Genomic DNA, 22,899 nt, shown 5'->3' with positions numbered 1-22,899 from the left:
AAGGTCTCCAAAACGGTTTCGCAGGGTTTGCGTGCCATAGTTAGGCCATCACGGGCAAAGGGAAAGCAAGGATTAAACCGGTCTCACCCATAGCGGTGGATCCCGAGCGGGAGCCATCTTCCTCTGTGTCGGCGCAGGCCACGCAGGAGGCTGCACCCGATGGGGTTGCGGCGGATGAGGATGTGGCTGTTGCGCGCGCGGTGCCGCCGCCGGAGGGGGTTGTCTATCTGGGCCCCGATGAGGCGCCACCGGCAGAACCGGTGGAACAGGCGGTGCCGGTGCCGGGGCCTCGTGCGTCGGACGGGATTTCGGCCGGGGATCTGGGCATTCCTGCGGCGGCAGGGGTTGATCTGCCGCCCGCGGCGACGGTGCGCGCGCGGCCCCAACGTCGACTGCTGCGGCGGATGCTGCGCAGTGCGACCATCACCGCCGTGCTGCTAGCGCTGCTGGCAAGCGGGGTTGTCTTTCTCGGGCTGGGCACGCGCATAGATGCGCCGGACTGGCTGCGCGACCGGGTAGAGCGGCGGATCGAGCAGCACCTCGGCGGTCTGAGCATTGAATTCGGTGCTATTCATCTGGTGGTGAACCGGGGCTGGCGGCCCCGTGTCAGCCTGCGCGATGTGACCCTGCGCGATGAGACCGGCGCGCGGGTGGCGCGGCTGGCGGACGCGCAGGCCTCGCTGGCGATGCGGCCGCTGCTGCGCGGGCAGATCCGACCCAAGACGATCATGCTGAGCGGTCTATACGGCACGCTGCGGCGCGACAACAGTGGCGGTCTGGCGCTGAGTTTGGCCGAGGGGGAGGCGCCGCTGCGGCAGGCCGCCACCCTGCCTGCGCTGATCGAACAATGGGACCGGCAGCTGGAACTGCCGGTGCTGTCGGCGCTGGTTGCGGTGGAGACCGAGGCGCTGACCCTACGCTATGAGGACGCGCGGCTGGGTCGGGTCTGGACGCTGGATGGCGGCAGCATCCGCATGGGCCGCAGCGGACAGGAGATTGAGCTGGCCGCCGGGTTCTCGCTGCTGAGCGGGCGCGATTATGTCGGCACGGTCGAGGCGAATTACAGGTCAGCCATTGGCGACAAGGCGGCGGATTTCGGTGTCCTGGTCAATTCGGTGGCGAGCAAGGATATCGCCGCCCAGAGCGCCGCGCTCGGCTGGCTGGATGTTCTGGACGCGCCGATTTCGGGCTCTCTGCGCGGTGCCATCAGCAGCGAGGGTGCCTTGTTGCCGGTCTCTGCCAGCTTGCAGATTGGCGAGGGGGTGATCCAGCCCACCGCCGCCACCCGCCCGGTGCCGATCACCGGCGCGCAGAGCTATTTCACCTATCTGCCCGCGCGGCAGGAGCTTCAGTTCAACGAGCTGTCGGTGAACAGCGGCTGGGGCTCCGGCTCGATGGAGGGGCGGGCGCGGCTGATCGGGGTGGAGAACGGCCAGCTCACCGATCTGGTGGGGCAGCTGCGGTTTCAGGACCTGAGCCTCAATCCGGCGAAACTCTATGAGGCGCCGCTGGATCTGGCCGGGGTGACGGCGGATTTCAAGCTGGAGATGGCGCCGTTTCGGCTGCGTCTGGGCGAGATGCTGGTGCGTGACGGTGAGACGCGGATCCTGCTGGATGGCGAGATTTCGGCGGGGCAGACCGGCTGGGATTACGCGCTGAACGGACGCGCCAACCGGATGACCGCCGAGCGGCTGAAAGAGGTCTGGCCTGCCGCAGCCCCGCCAAAGCCGCGCGAATGGGTGCGCGAGAACCTGCTGGCAGGCTATGCGCGCGATGTGAATTTCGCGCTGCGTGGCCAGGGCACGGCAAAGCCGTTTGTCTATCTGGATCTGGCATTCGAGGAGGCGGCGGTCCGGTTTCAGAAAACGCTGCCGCCGCTGCGCGATGCGGCCGGGCAGTTCAGCCTTTATGGCAACCGTCTGGTGGTGATGGCGACAAAGGGCTGGGTGACAGCGGATCAGGGCGGGCGCGTGGATGCGGCGGGTACGTCGTTCATCATTCCTGACACTTCGGTGAAGGACGGCGCGCCGGGGATTGCCCGGATCGAGGCCACAGGCCCGGTGACGGCGGCGCTGTCGCTGCTCAACCGTCCGCCGCTGTCGGTGATGGACAAGGCCGGGTTGCCGGTGGATCTGGCGACGGGGCAGGTTGCGATCAGCGGCACGCTGGCGGTGCCCCTGCGCAAGGGCGTCACGCCCGAGGAGATCACCTATCACTACCGGGGGCGCCTCCGTGATGTCAGCAGCGATGTGCTGGTGCCGGGTCAGCGCGTGGCGGCGAAGGCCCTGAGCCTGAGCGGCAATCAGGACCATGTGCAGATCGAGGGCGGCGGCGCGCTTTCCGGGGTGCCGGGCAGCCTGATCTGGCGGCAGGCGGTGGGACCGGCGGCGGAGCGGGCGGTTGCGGCTGCGGGCGGGGCCGCGCCGGTGCGGGTCAGCGGCACCATCGAACTGTCGCAGAACACGATTGATACGTTTGATATCGGCCTGCCTGCGGGATCGGTATTCGGACGCGGCGAAGGCCGTTATGAGGTGGTGATCGACAAGGGGCAGGCGCCGCGGCTGACCCTGGAAAGCGATCTTGCGGGGCTGGGGCTGCGGATTCCGGCGCTGAGTTGGCGGCTGAGCGAGGCAGGCACCGGCCAGCTGAAACTCAGCGCGACCCTTGGGGAGACGCCGGATGTGCAGGCGCTGTCGCTGGAGGCGGCGGGGCTGCGGGCGGCCGGTGCCATCACGCTGGAGCCGGGCGGTGGTCTGCGCCGGGCGCGGTTTGACCGCGTCGACCTGCAGGGCTGGTTCCGGGGCGCTGTCGATCTGGTGGGGCGCGGCGCGCGGTCGCCGGCCATCAATGTGCTGAACGGGGTGCTGGATCTGCGGCAGATGCCCGATGGTTCCGGCGGCAGTGGCAGCAGCGGTGGTGCCTCTGGCGGCACCGGGCCGATCAGCCTGCAACTGGACCGGATGCAGGTCACCGACAGTATCGCGCTCACCGGTTTTGCCGGGCGGTTTTCCACCACTGGGGGTCTCAACGGCAACTTCACCGCGGCGCTGAACGGGCAGACCGGGGTCAGCGGCATGGTCGTGCCCAAGGATGGCGGCTTTGCCACCCGGATCCAGTCTCAGGATGCCGGTGGGGTGTTCCGCGCGGCGGGGGTGCTGCGCCATGGCTCTGGCGGGACATTCGACATGTCGCTGGTGCCGGCCCCCGGCGCCCCCGGCGAATATGACGGCCAGATCGAGGTCAAGAACACCCGGATCAAGGACGCCCCCGCAATGGCGGCGCTGCTGAATGCGGTCAGCGTTGTCGGGCTGATCGACGCGCTGGCCGGGCAGGGCATTCTGTTCACCACGGTGGAGGCGAGGTTCAGGCTGGGGGCGACCCATCTGATTGTCCATGAAAGCAGCGCGGTGGGGCCGTCGATCGGCCTGTCGATGGACGGCAATTACGATCTGGAGCGCAGCGTGCTGAACATGCGCGGGGTGGTCTCGCCGATTTATCTGCTCAACGCCATCGGCCGCGTCTTTACCCGCAAGGGTGAGGGGCTGATCGGCTTTGCCTTTACGCTGAAGGGCACGGCGGATGATCCTCAGGTGCAGGTGAACCCGCTGTCGGGGCTGGCGCCGGGGATGTTCCGCGAGCTGTTTCGCGGACCGGCGCCGCGGCTGCCGGGGGAGGAGCCGCCAGCCCCCGCCGTGCCGCGCGCCGAACGCGACAGGCCGAGCTATTCGGTTTCGCCGGGCGAAGACCGCTAGGGCGACCCGCTGCCATCGGGCCATCCATGGGCCATTCCAAGGCGATTCATGGGCGGTGTGCCGATCGCGGACAAAGGTGCAAAACCTATTGGCCAAGGGCCGCGCAACAGCCTATATCGCAGCCTATGAAACTCAGTGATTTTGACTTCGATCTCCCCGATGACCGCATTGCCACCCGTCCGGCAGTGCCGCGCAGTTCCGCGCGGCTGCTGGTGGCCGAGGGCGATAGCATCAGCGACGCGCGTGTTGCCAATCTGGGCCAGTGGCTGCGCCCCGGTGACCGGCTGGTGCTGAATGACACCAAGGTGATTCCCGCGCGGCTGAGCGGGCTGCGCCACCGCGACACCGCACAGGGGCCGATGGCCGCCAAGGTGGAGGTCACGCTGCTGGATCCCGGCGCCGATGGCAGCTGGGCGGCGCTGCTGAAGCCGCTGAAGAAGGTCAAACCGGGCGAGGAGATCGTGTTCTCCGAGGCTCTGAGCGCGACATTGGAGCGGGTCGAGGACGGGCAGGGCTACCTGACGTTCAATCTGAGTGGCACCGATTTCGATGCGGCTCTGGCCGAGGCGGGGGCGATGCCGCTGCCGCCTTATATCGCGGCCAAGCGGCCAGCGGATGAGCAGGACAAGACCGATTACCAGACCGTCTGGGCGCGCAATTCCGGCGCGGTGGCGGCGCCGACAGCCTCGTTGCATTTCGACGAGGCGCTGCTGGCAGAGCTGAAGGCCATGGGGGTCGAGGTCAGCTATGTGACCCTGCATGTGGGTGCAGGCACCTTCCTGCCGGTCAAGGTCGAGGATGTGACCACCCACCGGATGCATGCCGAATGGGGCCGCGTCAGCGCCGAGGCCGCCGCCGAGATTGCCGCAACCAAGGCCGCAGGTGGCCGGGTGATCCCGGTTGGCACCACGGCGCTGCGGCTGATCGAAAGCGCCGGGCAGAGCGGTGCAATCGAGCCCTGGGAAGGCGATACCGACATCTTCATCTATCCCGGTTTCACCTTCCATGTGGCGGATGCGCTGATGACCAATTTCCACCTGCCGAAATCGACGCTGTTGATGCTGGTCTCGGCGCTGATGGGGCAGGACCGGATCCGGGCGATTTATGACCATGCGCTGGCAGAAAACTACCGCTTCTTTTCCTATGGCGATGCGTCGCTTTTGATACCGCCGGTGGCGGAGATGTCGCAGACCTGAGGGATAATTTCAGCGAGAAGCATTTTTAACTGGTCTGGGCTATGGTCCTGCCGGATCCAATTGTCACCGGGTTTGCAATGGGCACACCCGGTTTTTGGGGTCTCTTGGTCATGAAGCTGCCATAAGACCCTGTTCATAACGGCGCCGGGCGATTGCGATGCCCGTGACCAATTCACCAGGACCCCGGAGCGGGCCCAGAGCCCGTTCGGCGCGCTCTGGTACGGACAAGCGAAGTAGGAGAGACGGGCAATGTGGCAGGTGCTGTCGAGCGCATGGGCGCTGCTTTTGGGTATGGGTATGCTGATGGTCGGCAACGGTCTTCAGGGGACCCTGCTGGGCGTTCGGGGCGAGATCGAGGGGTTTTCTACCCTCGAGATGTCCTTTGTCATGTCGGCTTATTTTGTCGGCTTTCTGGGCGGATCGCGTCTGGCGCCGGAGATGATCCGGCGGGTCGGCCATGTGCGGGTCTTTGCGGCGCTGGCCTCGTTCATCTCGGCGGTGATGATCCTTTATCCGGCAATCACCAACCCGGTGGCCTGGATGCTGGGCCGGGTGCTGATCGGTTTCTGTTTCTCCGGCGTGTATGTCACCGCCGAAAGCTGGCTCAACAATGCCTCTGACAATGCCAACCGGGGCAAGGCGCTGTCGCTCTATATGATCGTGCAGATGATCGGCATCGTCAGCGCGCAGGCGCTGTTGCTGGTCGGCGATCCCTCGGGCTATGAGACCTTTGTCATCGCCTCGGTGGTGGTTTCGGTCTCCTTTGCCCCCATTCTGCTGTCGATCTCGCCAACCCCGGCCTTTGACCGGACCAAGCCGATGACCCTGCGCCAGCTGATGGATGCCTCGCCGCTGGGCTGTGTGGGCATGTTCCTGCTGGGGGGCGTGTTCTCGGCGCAATTTGGCATGAGCGCTGTCTATGGCGCTGCGGCCGGGCTGAGCCTGACGCAGATTTCGATCTTCGTTGCGACCTTCTATGTGGGGGCTGTGCTGATGCAATACCCGCTGGGGTGGATGTCGGACCGGATGGACCGGCGGATCCTGATCCTGTTTGGCGCGGCGGTTGCCGGCGGTGCTGCGATCGGGGCGATGATCCTGGGGGCTGATTTCCGTTTCCTGCTGATTGCGGCCTTCCTGATCGGGGGCATGACCAACCCGCTTTATTCGCTGCTGATTGCCCATACCAACGATTATCTCGACTATGACGACATGGCGGCGGCCTCGGGTGGGCTGGTGTTCATCAACGGGCTGGGTGCTGTCGCCGGGCCGCTGATCACCGGCTGGCTGATGGGGGATGAGGTCTTTGGTGCGCCGGGGTTCTTCCTGTTTACCGCGCTGCTGCTGCTGATGCTGGCGGTCTATGCTGCCTATCGCACAACCCAGCGCCCGGCGATTCCCACCGAAGAGACCGGGATCATGTCTGCGATGTCGCCGACGGCCTCTCCTGTTGCGGTTGAGTTCGCCCAGGAATATGCCATCGAGGCGGACATCGAGGAGCAAGAAGCCGCCGCCGAAGCGAGCTGATTGCGCTAACTCACGGGAACTGTGGCAAGTTTTTCACGAAACTGTCGTGTATGACGCAAATCGTGACGGGCTTGCCCTTGTAAAATCTCTGCAAAAAAGTCTGAATTTCAGAACGGTATCTATGTGGAGGCAGACCTATGACAGGTCCCGAGGAGATCCTGGACTTCTGGCTTGTAAGCACGGGAGAGAAGGGGTGGTACATGCAGGATGACGCGCTGGATGAGGAGATCCGGCGCCGGTTTCAGCCAACATGGGAGGCGGCCTGTGCCGGCAAATGCGACCATTGGCGCAGCAGCCCGCAGGGGGTTCTGGCCTATATCATCCTGACCGATCAGTTTCCGCGCAACATGTTCCGGGGGCAGGCGCAGGCTTTCTCGTCGGATACATTGGCACTGGCGGCGGCGAAATGTGCGATCAGCAAGTCCTGGGACATGAAGATCGACGAACCGCAGCGGCAGTTTTTCTACCTGCCGCTGATGCATTCGGAGAACCTGTGCGATCAGGAACGCTGCGTGCGGCTGATGCTGGAGCGGATGCCCAAGAACGGCGCGTCCAATCTGCTGCATGCGCGCGCCCACCGCGAGGTGATCCGCCAGTTCGGCCGTTTCCCCTATCGCAACGAGGCGCTGGCGCGCAGCAGCACCGCGCCGGAAATGGATTACGTCATGGCCGGTGGCTATGGCAGCACCATGCGCAGTCTTCAGGCCGCAGGCTGAGGCGGCTGCCTTTCAGGCTTGCCTGAAACGCATCCTGCCCTGACACTGTTTTTGCGCCGCGCCCCAAGGAACGGGGTGCGGCGTTGCTGTTTCTTGCATGGCTCCTATGCGGTTGCATAGTGTGATTGCAGTGCCGCGAGAAATAGTTTAACGGTGAACTAGTTTTTGATCCAGTATGGCGAGGAACCACCATGGCCGCAGAAACCTATGACGTGATCGTAATCGGCGCAGGGCCGGGGGGCTATGTTGCCGCCATCCGTGCCGCCCAGCTGGGGTTGAAGACCTGCATTGTCGAACGTGAACATATGGGTGGCATCTGCCTGAACTGGGGCTGCATCCCGACCAAGGCGCTGCTGCGCTCGTCGGAAGTGTTCCACCTGATGGAGCGGGCCAAGGATTTCGGCCTGAAGGCAGACAACATCGGCTATGATCTGGACGCTGTGGTGAAACGTTCGCGCGGGGTGGCCAAGCAGCTGTCCAGCGGCATTGGCCATCTGATGAAGAAGAACAAGATTGCCGTGGTCATGGGCGAGGCGACGATCCCGGCCAAGGGCAAAGTGTCGGTGAAAACCGAAAAGGGCACGCAGGAACTGGCGGCGAAGAATATCGTGCTGGCGACTGGCGCCCGTGCGCGCGAGCTGCCGGGGCTGGAAGCGGACGGCGATCTGGTCTGGACCTACAAACACGCGCTGCAACCGGTGCGGATGCCGAAGAAGCTGCTGGTCATCGGCTCCGGCGCCATCGGCATTGAATTTGCCAGCTTCTACAACACGCTGGGCGCTGACACCACGGTTGTTGAGGTGATGGACAGGGTGCTGCCGGTCGAGGACGCGGAAATCTCCGCCTTTGCCAAGAAGGCCTTTGTCAAACAGGGCATGAAGATCATGGAGAAAGCCATGGTCAAGCAGCTGGACCGCGGCAAGGGCAAAGTCACCGCCCATATTGAGGTCGGCGGCAAGGTGGAGAAACAGGAGTTTGACACCGTGATTTCCGCCGTGGGCATCGTCGGCAATGTCGAGGGGCTGGGGCTGGAAGGTCTGGGCGTCAAGGTCGACCGGACCCATGTCGTGACCGATGAATACTGCCGCACCGGTGTCGATGGGCTTTATGCCATCGGCGATATCGCAGGGGCGCCCTGGCTGGCGCATAAGGCGTCGCATGAGGGCGTCATGGTGGCCGAGCTGATCGCGGGCAAGCACGCGCATCCGGTGAAGCCGGAAAGCATTGCGGGCTGCACCTATTGCCAGCCGCAGGTCGCCTCAGTTGGCTATACCGAAGCGAAAGCTAAGGAGCTGGGCTATGACATCAAGGTCGGCCGCTTCCCCTTCATCGGCAACGGCAAGGCGATTGCGCTGGGGGAGGCCGAGGGCATGGTGAAGACCATCTTTGACGCCAAGACTGGCGAGTTGCTGGGCGCCCATATGGTTGGCGCCGAAGTGACCGAGATGATCCAGGGCTATGTGGTGGGTCGCCAGCTGGAGACCACCGAAGAAGACCTGATGAACACCGTCTTCCCGCATCCGACGCTGAGCGAGATGATGCATGAGAGCGTGCTCGATGCCTTTGATCGGGTGATCCATATGTAATCTGGTCTTTTGGCCTGATTGATTGAGATGACAGAAACGCCCGAGGCCATGCTTCGGGCGTTTCTGCGTCCGGGGGGTCGTGTTTGATGTATCGCTCGGCTGGTGCTTTGCAGTGGGGCGCGCTATGCCATGCGCTTCGACCGGTTTTGGCGGATTCCAAGCGCCAGGCGCAATTGCAATGAGGGCAGCCCCATGAACACCCCCCACCTCCAGGAACCGCAGACCCGCTGGGGCGTGGTGATGATCATCTGGGTCGCCGGCCTGGGGGCAGCGGCGCAATACGGCAAGATCGCGATCATTTTTGATCAGCTGGGGCTGCTGTATCCGGCTGCGGGGTCATCGCTGAGCCTGACGGTGACCATGGTCGGGGTGCTGGGCATTCTGCTGGGCGTGGTTGCGGGCGGGTTTGTCGCCTCCTTCGGCTATCGCCGCAGCCTTGTCTGGGCGCTGTGGATCGGGGCGGCGATGTCGGCGCTTCAGGCGCTGCATCTGCCTTATGGTCTGTTTCTGGCAACACGGCTGATCGAAGGTCTGTCGCATCTGGGGATCGTGGTGGCAGCCCCAACACTGATCCCGCAGATCTGTAGCCCGCGCCACCGTGGCACGGCGCTGTCGATCTGGAGCACCTTCTTTGGCGTGTCCTTTGCACTGCTGGTCTGGTTCGGCCTGCCGCTGGTTGCCGGTTTCGGCCTGTTGTCGCTGTTTGGCGCCCATGCGCTGGTGATGGCGGTTCTGGCGCTGTTGCTGGGGCGGGTGCTGAAATCGGTGCAGGTGCCGCCGCGTCTGCCGCTGCCCAAGCTGGCGGAGCTGCCGGGCCTGCATCTTGAGATCTACCGCTCTCCGGCCAAAGTGGCCCCGGCGGCGGGCTGGCTGTTCTATACCACCTGTTTCGTGGCGCTGCTTACGGTCCTGCCGCCGCATCTGGATGCGGACGTACGGGTCGGCGTGGTCAGCGCCATGCCGCTGGTCAGCATTGCCACCTCGATGACACTCGGGGTCTGGTTGCTGCGCCGGGTGGCGGCGGTGCGGGTGGTGCAGGCGGGGTTCCTGCTGGCCGCTGGTGGCGCGGTCTGGCTGCTGCTGATGCCGGGGCTGCCGCTGGCCTGCATGGCGCTGGCGGTGGCCTTTGGTCTGGTGCAGGGGGCCAGCTTTGCCTCCGTGCCGCAGCTGAATGCTGAGGCGGCAGAGCAGGCGCAGTCCAATGGCGCGATGAGCCAGGCCGGCAATATGGGCAATGCCATTGGCACGCCGCTGTTGGTGGCGGCTGTTGCGCTTGGCGGATACCACGGGATGATGGGGATGGCGCTGCTGCTGTTTCTTGGCGGCTTGGCCGTGCATGTGATGCTGGCCCGGCGGCGGGCGCAAAGGGCAGCTATCTGAAGGCGTTCGCCCTCTGTTCTCTTTTTTCTATTGGAGACTCGGCGCGCAGTCCCTATCTGTAGGGTCGGACACCGGTCGCAAGGGCGGCTGGCGTTGAATCTGGGGGCAGTATGGCTGAGTTGAAATCGATCGAAGTGCGCGGCGCGCGCGAGCACAACCTGAAAAACATCGACGTGGATATCCCGCGCGATCAGCTGGTGGTGATCACCGGCCTGTCCGGCTCGGGCAAGTCCAGCCTCGCGTTTGATACCATCTATGCCGAAGGCCAGCGCCGCTATGTCGAGAGCCTGTCGGCCTATGCGCGCCAGTTCCTCGACATGATGGAAAAGCCGGATGTGGATCACATCAGCGGCCTGTCGCCTGCGATCTCCATCGAGCAGAAGACCACCTCGAAGAACCCGCGTTCGACTGTGGGGACCGTGACCGAGATCTACGATTATCTGCGTCTGCTGTTTGCCCGCGCGGGCACGCCCTATTCGCCGGCCACCGGAATGCCGATCGAGGCGCAGCAGGTGCAGGATATGGTCGATCGCATCATGACGCTGGAGGAGGGTACCCGTGGTTTCCTGCTGGCGCCCATTGTGCGGGACCGCAAGGGGGAGTACCGCAAGGAGTTCCTCGAGCTGCGCAAGCAGGGCTTCCAGCGCGTGAAGGTGGATGGCGAATTCTACGAGCTGGATGAACCGCCGACATTGGACAAGAAGTTCCGCCATGACATTGATGTGGTGGTTGATCGTCTGGTGGTTCGTGAGGGGTTGGAAACCCGGCTGGCCGACAGCCTGCGCACCGCGCTGGATCTGGCTGATGGCATCGCCATTCTGGAAACCGCCCCGCGTGCGGCCGAGGGCGAAGAAGCGCCGACGCCGGAGCGGATTACTTTTTCCGAGAATTTTGCCTGCCCGGTCAGCGGTTTTACCATTCCCGAGATCGAACCACGGCTGTTTTCCTTTAACGCGCCGTTTGGGGCCTGCCCGGAATGTGACGGTCTGGGGGTTGAGCTGTTCTTTGACGAGCGGCTGGTGGTGCCGGATCAGAACCTGAAGATCTATGACGGCGCGCTGGCGCCCTGGCGCAAGGGCAAATCGCCCTATTTCCTACAGACCATCGAAGCCATCGCCAAACATTACCAGTTCGACAAGAACACCAAGTGGAAGGACCTGCCCAATAAGGTGCAGCAGGTGTTTCTGCACGGTTCTGGCGATGAGGAAATCAAGTTCCGCTACGATGAGGGCGGTCGTGTCTATGAGGTGACGCGGGTTTTTGAGGGGGTGATCCCCAATATGGAACGCCGCTACCGCGAGACCGACTCCAGCTGGATCCGTGAGGAGTTCGAACGCTATCAGAATAACCGCCCCTGTGGCACCTGCGAAGGCTACCGGCTGCGCGAAGAGGCGCTGGCGGTCAAGATCGCCGGGCTGCATGTGGGGCAGGTGGTGCAGATGTCGATCCGCGAGGCGCTGGCCTGGATCGAGGATGTGCCCAACCACCTGTCGACGCAGAAACAGGAAATCGCCCGCGCCATCGTGAAGGAGATCCGCGAACGTCTGGGTTTCCTCAACAATGTTGGTCTGGAATATCTGACGCTCAGCCGCAATGCCGGCACGCTCTCCGGTGGCGAAAGCCAGCGGATCCGTCTGGCGTCGCAGATCGGCTCTGGTCTGACGGGCGTTCTCTATGTGCTGGATGAACCTTCTATCGGGCTGCATCAGCGCGACAATGACCGGCTGCTGGAGACGCTGAAAAACCTGCGCGATCAGGGCAATACGGTGATTGTTGTCGAACATGACGAGGATGCGATCCGCGAGGCGGATTATGTTTTTGACATCGGTCCGGGTGCCGGGGTGCATGGCGGCCAGGTGGTCAGCCATGGCACGCCGGAGATGATCGCGGCCGATGAAGCCTCGATCACCGGGCAATATCTGTCCGGCAAGCGTGAGATCGCGGTCCCCGCCGAGCGGCGCAAGGGCAATGGCAAATCGGTGAAAGTGGTGAAGGCCACCGGCAACAACCTGAAAGAGGTGACGGCGGAGTTTCCGCTGGGCAAATTCCTCTGTGTGTCCGGCGTCTCTGGCGGCGGCAAATCCACGCTGACGATTGAGACGCTGTTCAAGACCGCCTCCATGCGATTGAACGGCGCGCGTCAGACACCGGCGCCCTGCGAGACGATCAAGGGGCTGGAGCATCTGGACAAGGTGATCGACATCGACCAGCGCCCGATTGGCCGGACGCCACGGTCAAATCCGGCGACCTACACCGGTGCTTTTACCCCGATCCGCGAATGGTTTGCAGGGCTGCCGGAGTCAAAGACGCGCGGCTACAAACCGGGTCGGTTTTCCTTCAACGTGAAGGGCGGTCGCTGCGAGGCCTGTCAGGGTGACGGGGTGATCAAGATCGAGATGCACTTCCTGCCGGATGTCTATGTCGAATGCGAAACCTGCAAGGGCGCACGCTATAACCGTGAGACGCTGGAGATCCAGTTCAAGGGCAAGTCGATTGCCGATGTGCTGGATATGACGGTGGAGGATGCGCAGCAGTTCTTCCAGGCGGTGCCGTCCATCCGTGACAAGATGGATGCGCTGATGCGGGTGGGCCTTGGCTATATCAAGGTGGGCCAGCAGGCGACCACCCTGTCCGGCGGCGAGGCGCAGCGGGTCAAGCTGTCAAAGGAACTTGCCAAACGCTCAACCGGGCGGACGCTCTATATTCTGGACGAGCCGACAACTGGTCTGCATTTCGAGGATGTACGCAAGCTGCTGGAAGTGCTGCATGAGCTGGTCGATCAGGGCAATTCCGTCGTGGTGATCGAGCATAACCTAGATGTGATCAAAACCGCCGACTGGATCATTGATATCGGTCCTGAAGGTGGTGACGGCGGCGGTCAGATCGTGGCCGCAGGCACACCCGAGGAGGTTGCCGCCACCGAAGGCAGCCATACCGGCCACTACCTGAAGGATATCCTGAAGGCGCGCAGCCTGGCGGCGGAGTGATCCGCCAGGCGCGGCGGTCAGTCTGTGGCGGGACATAGTCCCTGTCGCGCTGAGTCGATCCTGCCAGTGTCCTGCGAAACGGTATCCTGAAACGACGAAGCCTAAAAAGACGAAGCGCCGCCGACATTCTGTCAGCGGCGCTTTCCACAGAGCTGGATTGGGACGGCGCGGCACCCTTCGGGGGGGTGGGGGAGAGCCTGCGGACGAGGGGCGCAGGCAGCAGATGCCGCAAACCAAAATCGTTTAATCCAATTGGCGTGGAAGTCTTCTTCTCAGAAGCCAAGCGAACCTGTGTAAATGCGACGAAATAGACGATACCGGTGGGGGTTCAGTGTCGTTTCTTACGTATTCGCAAAGTGTCGCTTATATATAGGTCGGTCCTTTCCTGATAATTGCCGTATTAATGTCTATACGCCATCGGCCTACTGCCAATTAACGAAATAGGGCCCGGATTGCTTCCAGAGAGAGTGGCCATTTTTAGCCGCATCGTCAGGGGGGATCAGATATTTGGCTGATCTATTCGTAGGTTGACATATGAATATTCATGCGTCTAGGAAAAAGTTAACGCGTCGCCTTACGTAAAAATAATAATTTTACATTTCCTAATGTGAAGATCTGTTAATTAATTGTCTGTTAACGAAAGTTTCCCGAAAAACTGTTGATCATTTTATTTATTTCCCCGCTTGTAAAGCGCCTGAGGGCGGCAGCATCAAAATGCGTGAATAACGCCAAATCAGAGAAAAACGCCGCAGCCCGGAATGGGTGCGGCGTCCGGGTGTTTTTTACGAACTCTAAGTCAGGCGTCAGGTCACGGGGGGCCGGATCTGGCGGAGACAAAAGGCTCAGCTGTCGGTTCAATCGTGGCGGCTGCGGGCCGCGAAGCGCGGCAACATGGCGCTGAAATCCTTGCCTGCGCCGCCTTCTTCCTCAACAAACATGGAATAAAGCGCCTGCGCCAGCGCCCCCATCGGCGTGTCGGCATCGGCGCTATGGGCGGCCTGCTGGGCCAGACGCAGATCTTTCAGCATCAGCTCGGCGGCAAACCCGGGTTTGTAGTCATTATCGGCAGGCGACTGCGGGCCAACCCCCGGCGCCGGGCAATAGGCGTTCATCGACCAGCTGTAGCCAGAGGAGGTGGAGACCACATCGAACATCTTCTGACGGTCGAGACCCAGTTTGTCGGCAAGGGCAAAGGCCTCGCAGGTGCCGATCATGGTGATGCCGAGGATCATGTTGTTACAGATCTTGGCGGCCTGACCGGCGCCGGCATCGCCGCAGTGCACAGCCTTTTGTCCCATCACGTCAAACAGCGGCTTGGCTGCGTCGAAGGCGGCCTGGCTGCCACCGGCCATGAAGGTCAGCGTGCCGGCCGATGCGCCACCAATACCGCCGGAAACCGGGGCGTCGACAAACATCAGATTGGCCGACCCGGCACGATCGGCGACCGCGCGGGCGCTGTCGACGTCGACGGTAGAGCAGTCAACCAATGCAGCACCGGTCGCCATTGCGGGGATCACGTCATCGGCAACCGAGCGCAGGATCTCGCCGTTGGGCAGCATCGTGATCACCACCTCTGCGCCGGTCGCGGCCTCAGCGGCGGAGGCCGCCATGGTGACGCCCTCGATCGAGACATCCGCCATGTCAAAGCCGGTGACGGTGTGGCCTGCCTTTGCCAGATTGGCGGCCATTGGGGCCCCCATATTGCCGAGACCGATAAATCCGATGTTCATGTCTTACTCCTCCTCGAACTGCAGCGTGTCGCGGGCCAGTGGCATCAGCATCTGGCTGACAGCGGTAGCAGGCACTTCACGATCTGCATATTGCCATTTGGGCTGGCGGTCCTTGTCAATGATCTGGGCGCGGATGCCCTCCAGAAAATCGCCCTTTTCCATTGCGCGGTGAGTAAAGCGATACTCCAGTTCCAGCGCTTTGCGAATACTCATGCTGCCAAGGCGCAGCCGGTGCAGCAGCTCGACGGTGCAGGCCATTGATAGCGGCGAATTGCGGCGGAGGGTTTTCAGCGTGTCCTCGGCAAAGCTGCTGGCCTCATGATTGAGCGCAGTCAGGATATCGCCAAGCGCCTCGCCGCCAAAGCTGCGGTCAATGTCGGCACGCAGCGCGGCCATCTGCCCTTCGGGGGCGGTCTCTGCGCTGCTTTCGAGACTCTCGGCACGGCCGGTCTGCTCAAGCTCCGAAATCAGCGCAGGCCAGCTGACCTCGGGAATGTAATGGTCGGCAAAGCCTGCGTAGATCGCGTCGGCCGCCGTCATGCGCGCACCGGTGAGGCCCAGATATTCACCAAGCCGACCGGGCGCCAGAGCCAGCATCAGGCTGCCGCCCACATCGGGGATGAGGCCGATGCCGACCTCGGGCATGGCAATACGTGTGCTGTCGCCGACAATGCGATGGGTGCCGTGGCAGCCAAGACCGACGCCGCCACCCATGACAAACCCCTGAAGGAAGCTGACCACCGGTTTGGGATATTCGAAGATCCGGGCGTTCATACGGTATTCGTCGCGCCAAAACCGGCGACCATAGTCATAGTCGCCACTGGTGCCGGTCTGGTAGAGTTCGGCAATGTCACCGCCGGCGCAGAAGGCTTTTTCGCCCTCGGCGTCCATGACCACCAGATCGACAGCGTCCTCCGTTGCCCAGGCCCTGAGGGCGGCATCGACCGCCAGACACATGTCATAACTCAGCGCATTCAGCGCCTTGCCACGGGTCAGGGTGATCCGCCCGGCGCGGCCGGTGATGCGGATATCAATATCGCTCATGTCAGCCTCAGTGGTTTTCCGCCAGCATATGGCGCGCGGTAATCACCCGCATGATTTCATTGGTGCCTTCCAGGATCTGGTGGACGCGCAGATCACGCACCAGTTTTTCGATGCCGTAATCGGCAAGATAGCCGTAGCCGCCATGCAGCTGCAAACATTGATCCACCACTTTGGAGCCTGCTTCGGTGACAAATTTCTTTGCCATCGCGCAGTGTTTGGAGGCATCCGGCGCGCCCTGATCCAGCTTCCACGCCGCCTGACGCAGGAATACACGGGCCGCCTGCAATTCGATTTCCATATCGGCAAGACGGAATTGCAGCCCCTGAAACTGGTCGATAGATTTGCTAAAGGCCTTGCGTTCGGACATGTATTTCAGGGTCATGGTCAGCGCCTGCTGCGCAGCCCCGAGCGAGCAGGAGGCGATATTCAGGCGCCCGCCGTCGAGACCCTTCATCGCGTATTTGAAGCCGCTGCCTTCTTCGCCGACCAGGTTATTGGCCGGGATCGTGCAGTCGTCGAACTGGACCTGCGCGGTGGGCTGGCTCTTCCAGCCCATTTTTTCCTCAAGCCCGCCAAAGCTGAGGCCCGCCGTGCCATCTTCGACATAGACGGTGGAGATCCCCTTGGGGCCGTCTTCGCCGGTGCGCACCATGCAGACATAGGCGTCAGAGTAGCCGCCACCGGAGATGAATGCCTTGGTGCCGTTGAGGGTGTAGCCCTCGTTGGTCTTGGTGGCGCGGGTTTTGAGGGCGGCGGCATCGGAGCCGGAGCCGGGTTCGGTCAGACAGTAGCTGAGCACGGTCTGCATCGACAGGATGTCGGGCATGATCCGGGCCTTCATCTCGTCGCTGGCAAAGCTGTCGAGCATCTTGGCGCACATATTGTGGATCGACAGGAAGGCGGCAACAGACGGGCAGGCCATCGACAGCGCCTCAAAGACCAATGTGGCATCCAGCCGGGACAGCCCCGCGCCGCCGGTTTCCTCGGAGACATAAAGCGCGCCGAACCCCAGCTCGCCGATCTGCGGCCAGAGTGATTTCGGAATGGTGCCTTCGGCCTCCCACTGGCGGGCGAAGGGGGCGATATGCTCCTGTCCAAAGGCGAAAGCCATATCGAAAATGGCGGTCTGTTCCTCGGTCAATGCGAAATCCACAGCATATCCTCCCTGATGTGAACGCGGCCCGGCCCGGATCTGACCCGCCGGGGTCGTCATGAATTGAACGGTTGTTTATTTTCTAGCGACCCAAGGGCAGCAGGGCAAGCCGCAGCGGTGCAAAGCTGCTGTGCAGAAATGTCGGTCCGGCGGCGTTTGCCGATGGTTGACCGTGGCATTGACGCAAGGGGTGCCATCTGGCCGTAAGTGAACCGTTTCTTAGGCATTTTCTTCCAAACTGACCGAAATTTGTCAAAAACCGTGGTGCATCGCCCGCCATGGATGATCAGCTGAGGGCAGACTTTCGATGAACAAGCCATTGCGCACCAAACATCTTCCGAAATCAGCGCGTCGCAGGCTGGAAACTCCGGCGCCATCGCCGGCGCTGGCGCTGAAAGCAGAGGCGGGGCGTGCCTTTATCGAGGCTGACTATCCACGCGCGCGCGACTTTGCGACCCGCGCGCTTGCCTTTGAGCCGGACAACGCGACGCTGCATGCGGAGATTGCTTCCAGCTTCATGCAGGAGAAAAAATACGAACTGGCGCTGAAGCATCTTATGGGTGCGCTTAAACTTGAGCCGACCAATCCGAAATGGCTCAGCGCGATCGGGACCATTCTGTTTCTGATGGACAAGCTGACAGATGCCGTTGGCTTCTTTGAGGCGGTTTATCAGATCGAACCGGAAAATGCGATGAATGTCTCCCGGCTTGTGCAGTCGCAGATGAACCTTTGCGACTGGACCGTCTACAAGGATCAGAAGAACAAGCTGAGGATCCTCGATAACGACCCGGCCAACGGCGATCCGTTCACCACGCTGCTCTATGTCGATGACGCCGCGTTGCAGAAGAAACGCGTGGTGAGCAAGACGAAGAACAAGGTGACGATTTCCGAACGGAAAGTGGCCCGTAAGTTCAACAGGACTCCGGTGGCTGGTCGCAAGATCCGGATTGGCTATTTCTCCTGCGATTTCTTCAATCACGCGACCATGTTCCTGATGGCGCGCCACTTCGAATTGCATGACCGTGATAACTACGAAATCTACATCTATGACTACAGCCGCGAACCAAGCGATGTCATGCGTCAGCGCGTGCTCGACGCTGCCGACTGCTACCGGCCGATCCATAACCTGAAAGACGAGGATGTCGCGGAGCTGGCCCGGGGGGACAGTCTGGACATCGCGATCGATCTGAAAGGCTACACCAAAGACGCAAGGCCAACGATATTCGGCTTTCGCGCGGCACCGGTGCAGATCTCCTATCTCGGCTACCCAGGCACCACGGGAATGCCCGCGATGGACTATTTCGTCGCTGACGCTGTCACCGTACCAAAAGAGGGGCGGCGCCATTTCTCAGAAAAAATCCTGTATATGCCGAATTGCTATCAGGTAAATGACAACAGTCGTCCCCATCCCGAGACCGGACCGACCCGCGCGGATATGGGGCTGCCCGAGGATGCGGTGGTTTTCTGTTCGTTCAACAACCATAACAAGGTTTCCCCGGCGGAGTTCGACATCTGGATGGACCTGCTTAAGGAGGTCGATGGCAGTGTCCTGTGGTTCCTTGCGGTGCCTGGTGTGATCCGTGATAACATCCGCAAGGAGGCGGAGGCTCGTGGCGTGCCGGCGGATCGGATCGTCTTTGCCGGGCGTTGTCCTACTCCCCATCACATTGCGCGTCTGCCGCTGGCGGATATCTTTCTTGATACCTTTGCCTGTAATGCCCACACCACGGCGAGTGAGACGCTGTGGTCGGGTGTTCCGGTGGTGACCAAACCGGGGCAGCAGTTTGCGGCGCGGGTCGCGGCGAGCGTCGTCACCGCCGTGGGTTGTCCTGAGCTGATTGCCGAGACGGAGGAGGAGTATCGCGCGCTGGCGCTGCGGCTGGCCCGAAACGCCGAGGAACGACAGGCGCTGCGCGAGAAGCTGAAGGCGAATATCGCCACCACGCCGCTGTATGATACCGAGCAATATGTCCGCGATTTCGAGGCGCTTCTAACAAAGGCGATCCAGCGCTATGACGATGGGCTGAAGCCGGATCATTTAAGCCTGGCCGAGGGCAAGGTCTAACCCTCCATCCGTGGCGTCGCTGACCGGGATCCGCATTTGCTGAGCCGGGCGGTGCTTCCGGCGCAAAGCCTGCCGTCGAAAAAGCGACCCGCCAAAGAGGAAAAAAAAGCGCCCCGGTCTGCCGGAGGCGCGTTTTTGTTATGACATCCGCGTGGCGCGGGGATCTGCCATGGTGGCCGACCGGCGCTCAGGCCGACGGATATTTGACCGGCCGCCGCCTGCGGGCGGATGGATCAGAGCAGGCGCACCTTTGTGCCGATCTTCACCATCTCGTAGAGCGATTCGACGTGCTGATTGTAAAGGCCGATACAGCCGGAGGAGCTTTGCCGTCCGATCTTGCGGGTGTCATGGGTGCCATGCACCAGATAGGCCGGCCAGTCGAGATACATCGCACGTGTGCCCAGCGGGTTGCCCGGGTCGCCGCCGTCGATGCGGACCGGCAGTGTCGGGTCACGCTCGCGCATTGAGGCGGTTGGAGTCCAGCTGGGGTTCTCCGCCTTGCGCACGATTTCGGTATAGCCGCGTCGGGTCAGCTCCTCGGTCATCGGCACCGAGGAGGGGAACAGCCGGTAGGTCTCGCCATCCGGCCCCCAGTAATGCAGCGCGCGCGAGGAAATATCGGCCAACATGCAGCCCACGCCCAGATCATCGAAGTGATCCTGCCAGGCCTGCTGCTGGAAGGAGGAAATATTGCGTTTCACCGGGATTTCGGTTTCGATCTTTGGCTCTTCCACCGGAAAGGCGTCGCTCGACTGGGCGCGCAGCAGCGCCGGGGTGGCCAATGTGGCGCCAATCCCGGTGAGGGCAGCGCGGCGGGTCATACGAAAGTTGCTCATGGTATCCTTCGACAGTCTGCTCGGACATTAGTTGGCAAACTAGGTAGTGCTGCGGAATTTCCTAGGGGCAGGTCGCGAAATTCAGCCGGTCTCACAGGGTTGTGTAGCCCGGTGAGACCGTGAGTGGCGGAAGTCTGCCGTTCTTTCGGCGCCTGGGCGCCGGTGAGGGTCAGCCGTAGAGCTGGCGCGCCTGGGCAAAGGACAGCAGGCGCTTGGTCTTCTCGTCCCAGAGGTGCAGCCGCGCATTGGCGAGGCTTTCGCGGATGGTCATCCGGTTGCCCTCGGCCAGTTCGGCGTGGTCGCGCAGCACCTGGGGAAGCCGGTAGAAGGGAATGCGGCTATAAAGGTGATGAACGTGGTGGATGCCGATATTGGCGCTGATCCATTGCAGCACCGGCGGCAGAACATAATGCGAGCTGCCATGCAGGGCGGCGTCATGCAGGTGCCAGTCCTCTTCCTGCTCCCACTGTGTCGTCTCGAACTGATGCTGGACGTAGAACAGCCACAGCCCGGCGGTGGCAGCCAGCAGCGTGGCGGGCACAAAAATCAGCAGCAGCGGCATCAGCCCGCCGAAATACCAGATCACCGCCAGCGCCAGAATAATGGTCAGATTGGTGCCCATGGCGCTGATCCAGTAGCGGGCTTGGCCCATCAGCCCGTAGGGGATACGGTTTTGCAGGAAGAACAGATAGCCGGGACCGATGGCAAAAAGCGTCACAGGATGGCGATAGAGCCGATACATCAGACGGCCCCAGCGGTTTTCGGCGTGGTATTCGGCCACGGTCATGGTGTGGATATCGCCCATGCCGCGTTTGCCCAGATTGCCATGGGTGCTGTGATGGATCGAATGGGTGCGGCGCCAGACATCATATGGCGTGAGGGTCAGCACCCCGATGATGCGACCGGTCCAGTCGCTGAGCCGACGGTTGCTGAAGAAGGAGCCATGGCCGCAATCGTGCTGAATGGTGAACAGCCGCAGCAGGAAGGCGGCGATCAGAACGGAGATGGCCAGCGTCAGCCAGTAACTGATCGACAGCGACCACCAGGCCAGGGCCCAGAGCAGCAGGAAGGGCACGACCGTCACCGCCAGCTCAAAGCTGCTGCGCAGGGGGCTTGGGTCGCGGTATTGGGCCAGGATCTTGACCCAGTCGCGGGCGGATTTCGCAGCCGCCTGCGGCTGGTTGGATTCGTCTGTCGTGCTCATGCGCCTGCCGTTTTTCTGTCCATCCATGACCGGATAGACGAGTTACGCGGCGGAACAAGCATAAATTGGTCGAAGCCGTTATTTTTCTGGCCCTGTGCCGCGAATAACGCCCGCCTGCCGCTCTATCTGGGCGGGAGCGCGCGGCGCCATGGAAAAAGGCCCCGGAATGTCCGGGGCCTTTTCTCGTTTTGGGGCGACAGCTCAGTCCATCGCCTTGAAGTTGAATTCGCCACCTTCCTTGATGCCCGAAGGCCAGCGGGAGGTCACCGTCTTGGTGCGGGTGTAGAATTTGAAGCTGTCGGGCCCGTGCTGGTTCAGGTCACCGAACATCGACTTCTTCCAGCCGCCGAAGGTGTGATAGGCCAGCGGCACCGGGATCGGCACGTTGATACCCACCATGCCGATGTTCACGCGGGAGGCAAAGTCGCGCGCGGTGTCGCCGTCACGGGTAAAGATCGCGGTGCCATTGCCGTATTCGTGATCCATCGCCAGCTTCAATGCTTCCTCGTAAGTGCTTGCGCGCACAGTCGAAAGCACCGGACCGAAGATCTCCTGCTTGTAGATGTCCATGTCGGGGGTGACATGGTCGAACAGGTGGGCGCCGACGAAGAACCCGTCCTCGTAACCTTGCAGTTTGAAGTCGCGGTTGTCGACCACCAGCGTGGCGCCCTGGTCAACGCCGGACTGGATCAGGCCCAGGATGCGGTCCTTGGCGGCCGCGGTCACAACCGGGCCCAGGTCGACGTCGTCGCCGGCGGTGTAGGGGCCGACCTTCAGTTTCTCGATGCGCGGGATCAGCTTCTCGATCAGCTTGTCGGCGGTTTCCTCACCGACCGGAACCGCAACCGAGATTGCCATGCAGCGTTCGCCGGCCGCGCCGAAGCCTGCGCCAACCAGCGCGTCAGCGGCCTGATCCAGATCGGCATCGGGCATCACGATCATGTGGTTCTTGGCGCCGCCGAAGCACTGCGCGCGCTTGCCGTTGGCGGTGGCGCGGGAATAGATGTACTGGGCAATCGGGGTGGAGCCGACGAAGGACACGCCCTGAATGATTTCGCTGTCCAGAATGGTGTCAACCGCCTCGCGGTCGCCGTTCACCACCTGGAACACGCCTTCGGGCAGGCCTGCCTCGACGAACAGCTCAGCCAGCATCAGTGGCACGGAGGGGTCGCGCTCGGACGGTTTCAGCACCACGGCGTTGCCGCAGGCCAAGGCCGGGCCGACGTGCCACAGCGGCATCATGGCGGGGAAGTTGAACGGCATGATGGAGCCGACAACACCCAGCGGCTGGCGCATGGAGTACATGTCGATGCCGGGGCCGGCGCTGTCGGTGAATTCCCCCTTCAGCATCTGCGGCGCGCCGATGCAGTATTCGATCACTTCCAGACCGCGCTGCAGGTCGCCCTTGGCGTCCGGGATGGTCTTGCCGTGCTCGCGCGAGAGCGCCTCGGCCAGCTTGTCCATGTCGCGGTTCATCAGGCCAACCATCGCCATCATCACGCGGGCGCGCTTCTGCGGGTTGGTGGCGCCCCATGCGGGCTGTGCCGCGGCGGCTTTTTCAATGGCATCGGTGGTCTCCGACGCGCTGGCCATCGGGCATTTGTACTGCACTTCGCCGGTTGCCGGGTTGAAGACATCGTCAAAACGGCCCGAGGTGCCGGACACCAGCTTGCCGTTGATAAAATGGCCGAGTTCTTTCATCGGATCCTCCTACATTCCAGTTGCC

The 22,899-nt window shown here is 62.3% G+C and carries 14 protein-coding genes; 8 read left to right on the top strand and 6 right to left on the bottom strand.

What is annotated here, in order from left to right:
* Positions 1 to 95 precede the first annotated feature (95 nt).
* From WLQ66_RS07595 to uvrA, 7 genes are all read left to right on the top strand, one after another.
* Positions 96 to 3,752, top strand: a complete 3,657-nt coding sequence (locus tag WLQ66_RS07595) for a YhdP family protein (protein WP_374015250.1) — start codon at positions 96 to 98, stop codon at positions 3,750 to 3,752.
* A 125-nt stretch (positions 3,753 to 3,877) separates the two neighbouring features.
* Positions 3,878 to 4,948, top strand: coding sequence for a tRNA preQ1(34) S-adenosylmethionine ribosyltransferase-isomerase QueA (queA, locus tag WLQ66_RS07590; RefSeq protein WP_340545740.1), 1,071 nt, complete (start codon positions 3,878 to 3,880; stop codon positions 4,946 to 4,948).
* 249 nt (positions 4,949 to 5,197) lie between these two features.
* Positions 5,198 to 6,472 carry an MFS transporter gene (locus WLQ66_RS07585; RefSeq protein WP_340545739.1) on the top strand — a complete coding sequence of 425 codons (1,275 nt, stop codon included), beginning with the start codon at positions 5,198 to 5,200 and terminating at the stop codon, positions 6,470 to 6,472.
* Between the two features lie 137 nt (positions 6,473 to 6,609).
* A complete protein-coding gene (locus WLQ66_RS07580) occupies positions 6,610 to 7,188 on the top strand; it encodes a DUF924 family protein (RefSeq protein WP_340545738.1) in 579 nt (192 codons plus the stop codon).
* 191 nt (positions 7,189 to 7,379) lie between these two features.
* Positions 7,380 to 8,774, top strand: a complete 1,395-nt coding sequence (gene lpdA / locus WLQ66_RS07575) for a dihydrolipoyl dehydrogenase (protein WP_340545737.1) — start codon at positions 7,380 to 7,382, stop codon at positions 8,772 to 8,774.
* 129 nt (positions 8,775 to 8,903) lie between these two features.
* The gene (locus WLQ66_RS07570; protein WP_340545736.1) at positions 8,904 to 10,154 is read left to right on the top strand and encodes an MFS transporter; all 1,251 of its coding nucleotides are present in this window, start codon (positions 8,904 to 8,906) and stop codon (positions 10,152 to 10,154) included.
* A gap of 110 nt (positions 10,155 to 10,264) precedes the next feature.
* A complete protein-coding gene (gene uvrA, locus WLQ66_RS07565) occupies positions 10,265 to 13,141 on the top strand; it encodes an excinuclease ABC subunit UvrA (RefSeq protein ID WP_340545735.1) in 2,877 nt (958 codons plus the stop codon).
* A gap of 854 nt (positions 13,142 to 13,995) precedes the next feature.
* Here the strand turns inward: uvrA and mmsB are convergent.
* From mmsB to WLQ66_RS07550, 3 genes are read right to left on the bottom strand one after another with little or no spacing between them, the layout of a single operon-like run.
* Positions 13,996 to 14,871: a 3-hydroxyisobutyrate dehydrogenase gene (gene mmsB / locus WLQ66_RS07560; RefSeq protein ID WP_340545734.1), complete on the bottom strand. Its 876-nt coding sequence runs from the start codon at positions 14,869 to 14,871 to the stop codon at positions 13,996 to 13,998.
* A 3-nt stretch (positions 14,872 to 14,874) separates the two neighbouring features.
* Positions 14,875 to 15,915, bottom strand: a complete 1,041-nt coding sequence (locus tag WLQ66_RS07555; protein ID WP_340545733.1) for an enoyl-CoA hydratase/isomerase family protein — start codon at positions 15,913 to 15,915, stop codon at positions 14,875 to 14,877.
* 7 nt (positions 15,916 to 15,922) lie between these two features.
* On the bottom strand, positions 15,923 to 17,068 hold the full coding sequence (locus tag WLQ66_RS07550) for an acyl-CoA dehydrogenase family protein (protein WP_340545732.1): 1,146 nt from the start codon (positions 17,066 to 17,068) through the stop codon (positions 15,923 to 15,925).
* Between the two features lie 307 nt (positions 17,069 to 17,375).
* Between WLQ66_RS07550 and WLQ66_RS07545 the strand changes: the two genes are divergently transcribed.
* Positions 17,376 to 19,133 (top strand): O-linked N-acetylglucosamine transferase, SPINDLY family protein, encoded by a 1,758-nt coding sequence (locus WLQ66_RS07545; RefSeq protein ID WP_340545731.1) that lies wholly within the window; start codon positions 17,376 to 17,378, stop codon positions 19,131 to 19,133.
* Positions 19,134 to 19,366: 233 nt separating this feature from the next.
* On the opposite strand, the gene WLQ66_RS07540 is transcribed toward WLQ66_RS07545, so the two are convergent.
* From WLQ66_RS07540 to WLQ66_RS07530, 3 genes are all read right to left on the bottom strand, one after another.
* The gene (locus tag WLQ66_RS07540) at positions 19,367 to 19,969 is read right to left on the bottom strand and encodes a L,D-transpeptidase (protein WP_340545730.1); all 603 of its coding nucleotides are present in this window, start codon (positions 19,967 to 19,969) and stop codon (positions 19,367 to 19,369) included.
* Between the two features lie 169 nt (positions 19,970 to 20,138).
* Positions 20,139 to 21,173, bottom strand: a complete 1,035-nt coding sequence (locus WLQ66_RS07535) for a fatty acid desaturase (RefSeq protein WP_340545729.1) — start codon at positions 21,171 to 21,173, stop codon at positions 20,139 to 20,141.
* A gap of 201 nt (positions 21,174 to 21,374) precedes the next feature.
* On the bottom strand, positions 21,375 to 22,874 hold the full coding sequence (locus tag WLQ66_RS07530; RefSeq protein WP_340545728.1) for a CoA-acylating methylmalonate-semialdehyde dehydrogenase: 1,500 nt from the start codon (positions 22,872 to 22,874) through the stop codon (positions 21,375 to 21,377).
* Positions 22,875 to 22,899 lie beyond the last annotated feature (25 nt).

The organism is Phaeobacter sp. A36a-5a (assembly GCF_037911135.1).
Taxonomy (GTDB): domain Bacteria; phylum Pseudomonadota; class Alphaproteobacteria; order Rhodobacterales; family Rhodobacteraceae; genus Phaeobacter; species Phaeobacter bryozoorum.
This window is presented reverse-complemented; position numbering and strand designations above follow the sequence as displayed.

Coding starts and splice junctions, on each gene's coding strand:
- queA (WP_340545740.1), top strand. CDS start 3,878: ATGAAACTCAGTGATTTTGACTTCGATCTCCCCGATGACCGCATTGCC.
- WLQ66_RS07585 (WP_340545739.1), top strand. CDS start 5,198: ATGTGGCAGGTGCTGTCGAGCGCATGGGCGCTGCTTTTGGGTATGGGT.
- WLQ66_RS07580 (WP_340545738.1), top strand. CDS start 6,610: ATGACAGGTCCCGAGGAGATCCTGGACTTCTGGCTTGTAAGCACGGGA.
- lpdA (WP_340545737.1), top strand. CDS start 7,380: ATGGCCGCAGAAACCTATGACGTGATCGTAATCGGCGCAGGGCCGGGG.
- WLQ66_RS07570 (WP_340545736.1), top strand. CDS start 8,904: ATGCGCTTCGACCGGTTTTGGCGGATTCCAAGCGCCAGGCGCAATTGC.
- uvrA (WP_340545735.1), top strand. CDS start 10,265: ATGGCTGAGTTGAAATCGATCGAAGTGCGCGGCGCGCGCGAGCACAAC.
- mmsB (WP_340545734.1), bottom strand. CDS start 14,871: ATGAACATCGGATTTATCGGTCTCGGCAATATGGGGGCCCCAATGGCC.
- WLQ66_RS07555 (WP_340545733.1), bottom strand. CDS start 15,915: ATGAGCGATATTGATATCCGCATCACCGGCCGCGCCGGGCGGATCACC.
- WLQ66_RS07545 (WP_340545731.1), top strand. CDS start 17,376: ATGAACAAGCCATTGCGCACCAAACATCTTCCGAAATCAGCGCGTCGC.
- WLQ66_RS07540 (WP_340545730.1), bottom strand. CDS start 19,969: ATGAGCAACTTTCGTATGACCCGCCGCGCTGCCCTCACCGGGATTGGC.
- WLQ66_RS07535 (WP_340545729.1), bottom strand. CDS start 21,173: ATGAGCACGACAGACGAATCCAACCAGCCGCAGGCGGCTGCGAAATCC.
- WLQ66_RS07530 (WP_340545728.1), bottom strand. CDS start 22,874: ATGAAAGAACTCGGCCATTTTATCAACGGCAAGCTGGTGTCCGGCACC.